This window comes from Burkholderia sp. E168m23 (assembly GCF_016586125.1).
Taxonomy (GTDB): Bacteria; Pseudomonadota; Gammaproteobacteria; order Burkholderiales; family Burkholderiaceae; genus Burkholderia; species Burkholderia orbicola.
This window is the reverse complement of record NZ_BCPP01000605.1, coordinates 1-4,439: the sequence shown is the minus strand read 5'-3', so window position 1 is coordinate 4,439 and position 4,439 is coordinate 1. Positions and strand designations below refer to the sequence as shown.

Sequence of the window (4,439 nt, the reverse complement as noted above, 5' to 3'; positions counted from 1 at the left end):
ACTCGTGAAGGAACCCGATGAAAGTCAAACGGATCGTCGCCAACGTCGACACGCGCTCGATCGACGATGCAAAGCGCTTCTATCAACGGATCTTCGGTCTCGACCTGCTGATGGACCACGGCTGGATCGCGACCTACGGCAACGCCGAGCAGATGGACGTGCAGATCAGCTTTGCGTCGCACGGCGGATCGGGCACGCCGACGCCCGATCTGTCGATCGAGGTCGACGATGTCGATGAAGCGCTCGCGCGGGTCCGGGCGGCCGGCATTTCCGTCGAATACGGGCCGGCCGACGAGCCGTGGGGCGTGCGGCGGTTTTACGTGCGCGACCCGTTCGGCAAGCTCGTCAACGTGCTCGCGCATCGCTGACCGGCGACGGCGAACCGGGCACGCCGGCGGTCACGCATGCAACGCCAGCCCTTTCACCGCCTTGTCGACGGCCTTCTTCGGCCCGTGCAATGCCAGGCCGACCAGATCGGGATTGTCCGCATCCTCGGCGCGAAACGCCGCGCGGTTGGCCGCATCGTGCCCGGTCGAAAACATCGCGCGCACGTAGGGCACGATCGTCAGTTCGCGCGACAGCGCCTGCCGGTGCGCGGCCTGCAATCCGTTCAGATCGGCCGCGAACACCAGCATCGGCTGGCCCCGCATCCGGCTATAGCGGCGCCCGGCCGCATCCTCGTAAGGCTCGCCCAGTGCGTCCGGCGCACCGGCCGCGACGCCCGTCGCGAGAAACGCGACCACGTTGAGTTTTTGCCACGCGGCGAGATCGTCGCGCACGATCAGCGCTACTTTGGTATCGAACATGCTTGCTCCTCGTTGGAGCGCCCATGATCGGACGTCGTGCGCGATCAGTCTGGAACGTTTGTGCAGAGTTGCCGGTACGCGGCCGGCGTGATCCGGTACGCGCGGCGAAACCAGCGGCCGAGGTGGCTCTGGTCCGCGAAGCCGACGTCGGCGGCCGCCTGTGCGGGCGTGCGGCCGGCAGCCAGCAGCTTGCGCGCGGCGCGCAGCCGCAAGCGCACGAGGTATGCGTGCGGCGACGTGCCGAACGCACGCTGGAACATCCGCGTCAGCCGGAACCGGTCGATGCCGGCGACGCTCGCGAGTTCGTCGAGGCCGAGGTTGCCGTCCATGTGTGCGTGCAGCAGGTCGCGTACGCGCGCGATCGCGGGCGGCACGACGCCGCTTTCCAGTGCGAGCGGGCCGCCCAGTTGACTGCCGAGCCGTATCAGCAGGCGGTCGAGCGTCTGGTCGCGCGCGAGCCGGCCTTCGTTGTCGTGGATCGCGAAGAACGCGTTCCGGATCGCGTCGACGAGGCCGCGATCGTCGACGAGCGTATGGCCGAACGTGGCTTCGACGCTGCCGAGGCCCGGCAGGTCGAGCCGGCGCGCGGCGCGCTCGACCCACGCTTGCGGCAGGTACAGCATCCCGTACGTGAAGCCTCCCGCCTCAGGCGCGTGGCCGTCGTGCATCGCGCCCGGCTCGATCAGGATCGCGCGGCCCGGCACGCTGGTATGCAGCGAGCGGTGGCACTGAAAGCGCTGCACGCCCTGTTCGGTGAAGCCGACCAGCATGTCGTCGTGATCGTGCGCATCGTACGCATGGCCGTTGAAATGCGCGTGCAGGCATCTCGATGCCGGTTTCCGCGTCGCGGCGCGCGACGAGCCAGTGGTCGGTCGTGCCCACGGCCTTGGCGTCGGTCGTCATCGGGGGCCTCGACCGTCGTCGTGGCGCGACGAAACGGGGTGGCGGGTGGCGGAACAGGGAGGACGGGTGCGGGTCATGATTCGCTCACCATCGCTTGTTCGTCGCGCGCATATTGCGCGGGCGGCCGGCCGACGTGCCGCGCGAACGCGACGCTGAAGGTGCTCGCCGAGCTGTAGCCGACGCGCGCCGCGATCTCCGCGATGCGCCCTTCGTTGCGGCGGAGCAGATCCTTCGCGAGCGCCATGCGCCATGTCAGCAGGTACTCCATCGGCGCGACGCCGACCGCGCGGCTGAAGCGTTCGAAGAACGTCGAGCGCGACAGCGCGGCTTCCTTCGCGAGTTCGACGATCGTCCACGGATGGGCGGGGCGCTCGTGCATCCGGCGCAGCGCGGCCGCGAGGCGGCTGTCGGCGAGCCCGCGCACGAGGCCGGGCGATGCATGCGTGCCGGTCGTGAAGCGCATCGCCTCGATCAGCAGCACTTCCAGCAGGCGCGCCAGCACGATCTCGCGGGCCGGCCGCTGCGCGCGCGATTCGTCGCGCACCAGTTGCACGAGCGTGGTCAGCCGCGGCTCGCCGCGTACGTGCACGAAGCGGGGCAGCAACGACACCAGCAGCGCCGCGTCGGGCGAACCGAAGCTGCAGTTGCCGGCCATCATCCGCGTGTCGACCGGATTGGCCGGATCGCCGATCCGGTATTCGCCGTGGTCGAGCATGACGGGCGGCGCGGTGTCGACGCCCGGCGGCGGCGGTTCGAGGCTCGACATCGCCACGCCGTAGGCCGCCGGAATCAGCATGAAATCGCCGGCCAGCAGCTCGATCGGCGCGTGCCCGTCGATCGCGATCCGGCACCCGCCGTCGAGGACCGCGCAATAGAACGGCTCGCCGGCGACCGTGCGGCTGATCGCCCACGGGCTCGCGCCACGGACGTACTTCGAGTACCGCGCGCCCGGTTGCAGCAGCGTCACGACTTCGGTCAGTGGGTCGATCATGGTCGGACTCTCGCAAAAGAAAAGCGGATTGTCGATTGTAGCGAATACGGTTCCGGCCATCTATCGTACGGACACATGCTCAACACACCCGAGGAGTTCGCATGAAGACCGTACTGATTACCGGCTGTTCCTCCGGCTTCGGCCTCGAAATCGCGCGCCATTTCCTGGCGCGCGACTGGCAGGTCGTCGCGACGATGCGCAAGCCGAACGACGACGTGCTGCCGCCGTCGGAGCGCTTGCGCGTGCTGCCGCTGGACGTGACGAACGCGGACAGCATTCGCGCCGCGATCGACGCCGCCGGCCCGATCGACGTGCTCGTCAACAACGCGGGCGTCGGCGCGGCCGCACCGGCCGAACTCCTGCCGCTCGACACGGTGCGCGCGCTGTTCGACACCAATACGATCGGCACGATCGCGGTGACGCAGGTCGTGCTGCCGCAGTTTCGCGCGCGCGGGGCCGGCGTGGTCGTGAACGTCACGTCGAGCGTCACGCTGAAAGCGCTGCCGCTGGTCAGCGCGTATCGCGCGAGCAAGGCGGCAGTCAATGCCTATACCGAATCGATGGCGGCCGAGCTCGAGCCGTTCGGCGTGCGCGCGCATCTCGTGCTGCCGGGCCGCGCGCCCGACACGCGTTTCTCCGACAACGCACGAGCCAACATGCACGGCTTCGAGCACGAGGCGTATGCGGATTTCGTCGGCAAGGCCGTCGCGCGGATGCTCGATGCGTCGGGGCCGATCACCCACGCGCAGGACGTCGCCGAAGCCGTGTGGCGCGCGGCGACCGATCCGTCCAGCCCGATGCGCATGCCGGCCGGCGCCGATGCGCAGGCGTGGGCGGCGGAAGCGGGTTGATCGAGCGTCAATCCGTCGCGCCGGCCGGTTGAGCCGGCGCGACGGACCGCGTGACGGAGAGAACGGCGTTACGTTACAGCGCGCGCTCGATCGCCTGCTCCAGCAGCGACAGGCCGAGGTCGATCTCTTCGTCGCTGACGGTCAGCGGCGGCGCGATCCGGAACACGCCGCCCATGCCGGGCAACTGCACGATGTTCATGCTGAGCCCGAGCTTCATGCACTCGCGCGTGATCTTCGCGCCGAGCCCGTCCGCCGGCTCCTTGGTGCGGCGATCCTTGACGATCTCGACGCCGAGCAGCAGCCCGCGTCCGCGCACGTCGCCGATGCAGTCGAAGCGCTCCATCAGGTCGAGCAGGCCGCGCCGCAGCCGCTCGCCCATCGTGTTGGCGCGCGCGACGAGGCCGTCGCGCTGCACGACGTCGAGCACGCGCAGGCCGACCGCCGCCGGCAGCGGGTCGGACACGTGGGTCGTATAGAACAGGTAGCCGAGCTCGTGCGCGCGTTCCTCGATGGCCGCGGACGTGACCATTGCCGCGAGCGGCAGCCCGGCGCCGAGCGTCTTCGACAGCGTCAGGATGTCGGGCGTCACGCCGTCGCGCTGGCACGCGAACATCGTGCCGGTGCGGCCGACGCCCGTCTGCGCCTCGTCGAGGATCAGCAGCATGCCGCGTTCCTCGCACTTGCGCTTGAGCGCGGCCATATAGCCGTTCGGCAACTCGATGATCCCGCCCGAACTGAGGATCGGCTCCGCGATGAACGCGGCAAGATTGCCGCTCGACTGGCGGTCGATCAGGTCGAACGCGTAGTCGAGCTCGGCGAGCGGGTCGTACGCGCCGTTGCGCTCGAAGCGCGGCCGGTACGTGAACGGGGCCGGAATCGCGAACGAAC

The 4,439-nt window shown here is 69.3% G+C and carries 5 protein-coding genes and 1 pseudogene; 2 read left to right on the top strand and 4 right to left on the bottom strand.

The window, feature by feature from the left end:
* Positions 1-17: 17 nt before the first annotated feature.
* The gene (locus JMF90_RS25760; RefSeq protein WP_011547160.1) at positions 18-368 is read left to right on the top strand and encodes a VOC family protein; all 351 of its coding nucleotides are present in this window, start codon (positions 18-20) and stop codon (positions 366-368) included.
* A 30-nt stretch (positions 369-398) separates the two neighbouring features.
* On the opposite strand, the gene JMF90_RS25755 is transcribed toward JMF90_RS25760, so the two are convergent.
* From JMF90_RS25755 to JMF90_RS25745, 3 genes and pseudogenes are all read right to left on the bottom strand, one after another.
* Positions 399-806 (bottom strand): DUF2000 domain-containing protein, encoded by a 408-nt coding sequence (locus JMF90_RS25755; RefSeq protein ID WP_011547161.1) that lies wholly within the window; start codon positions 804-806, stop codon positions 399-401.
* A gap of 44 nt (positions 807-850) precedes the next feature.
* Positions 851-1,709: pseudogene (locus JMF90_RS25750) on the bottom strand (helix-turn-helix domain-containing protein).
* A gap of 73 nt (positions 1,710-1,782) precedes the next feature.
* On the bottom strand, positions 1,783-2,760 hold the full coding sequence (locus JMF90_RS25745; protein ID WP_011547163.1) for an AraC family transcriptional regulator: 978 nt from the start codon (positions 2,758-2,760) through the stop codon (positions 1,783-1,785).
* A 41-nt stretch (positions 2,761-2,801) separates the two neighbouring features.
* Between JMF90_RS25745 and JMF90_RS25740 the strand changes: the two genes are divergently transcribed.
* Positions 2,802-3,551: an SDR family oxidoreductase gene (locus JMF90_RS25740; protein ID WP_011547164.1), complete on the top strand. Its 750-nt coding sequence runs from the start codon at positions 2,802-2,804 to the stop codon at positions 3,549-3,551.
* A 73-nt stretch (positions 3,552-3,624) separates the two neighbouring features.
* Here JMF90_RS25740 and JMF90_RS25735 read toward each other — a convergent pair.
* Positions 3,625-4,439, bottom strand: an 815-nt coding sequence (locus tag JMF90_RS25735; RefSeq protein WP_201325587.1) for an aspartate aminotransferase family protein, incomplete at its 5' end; no start/stop codon positions are given.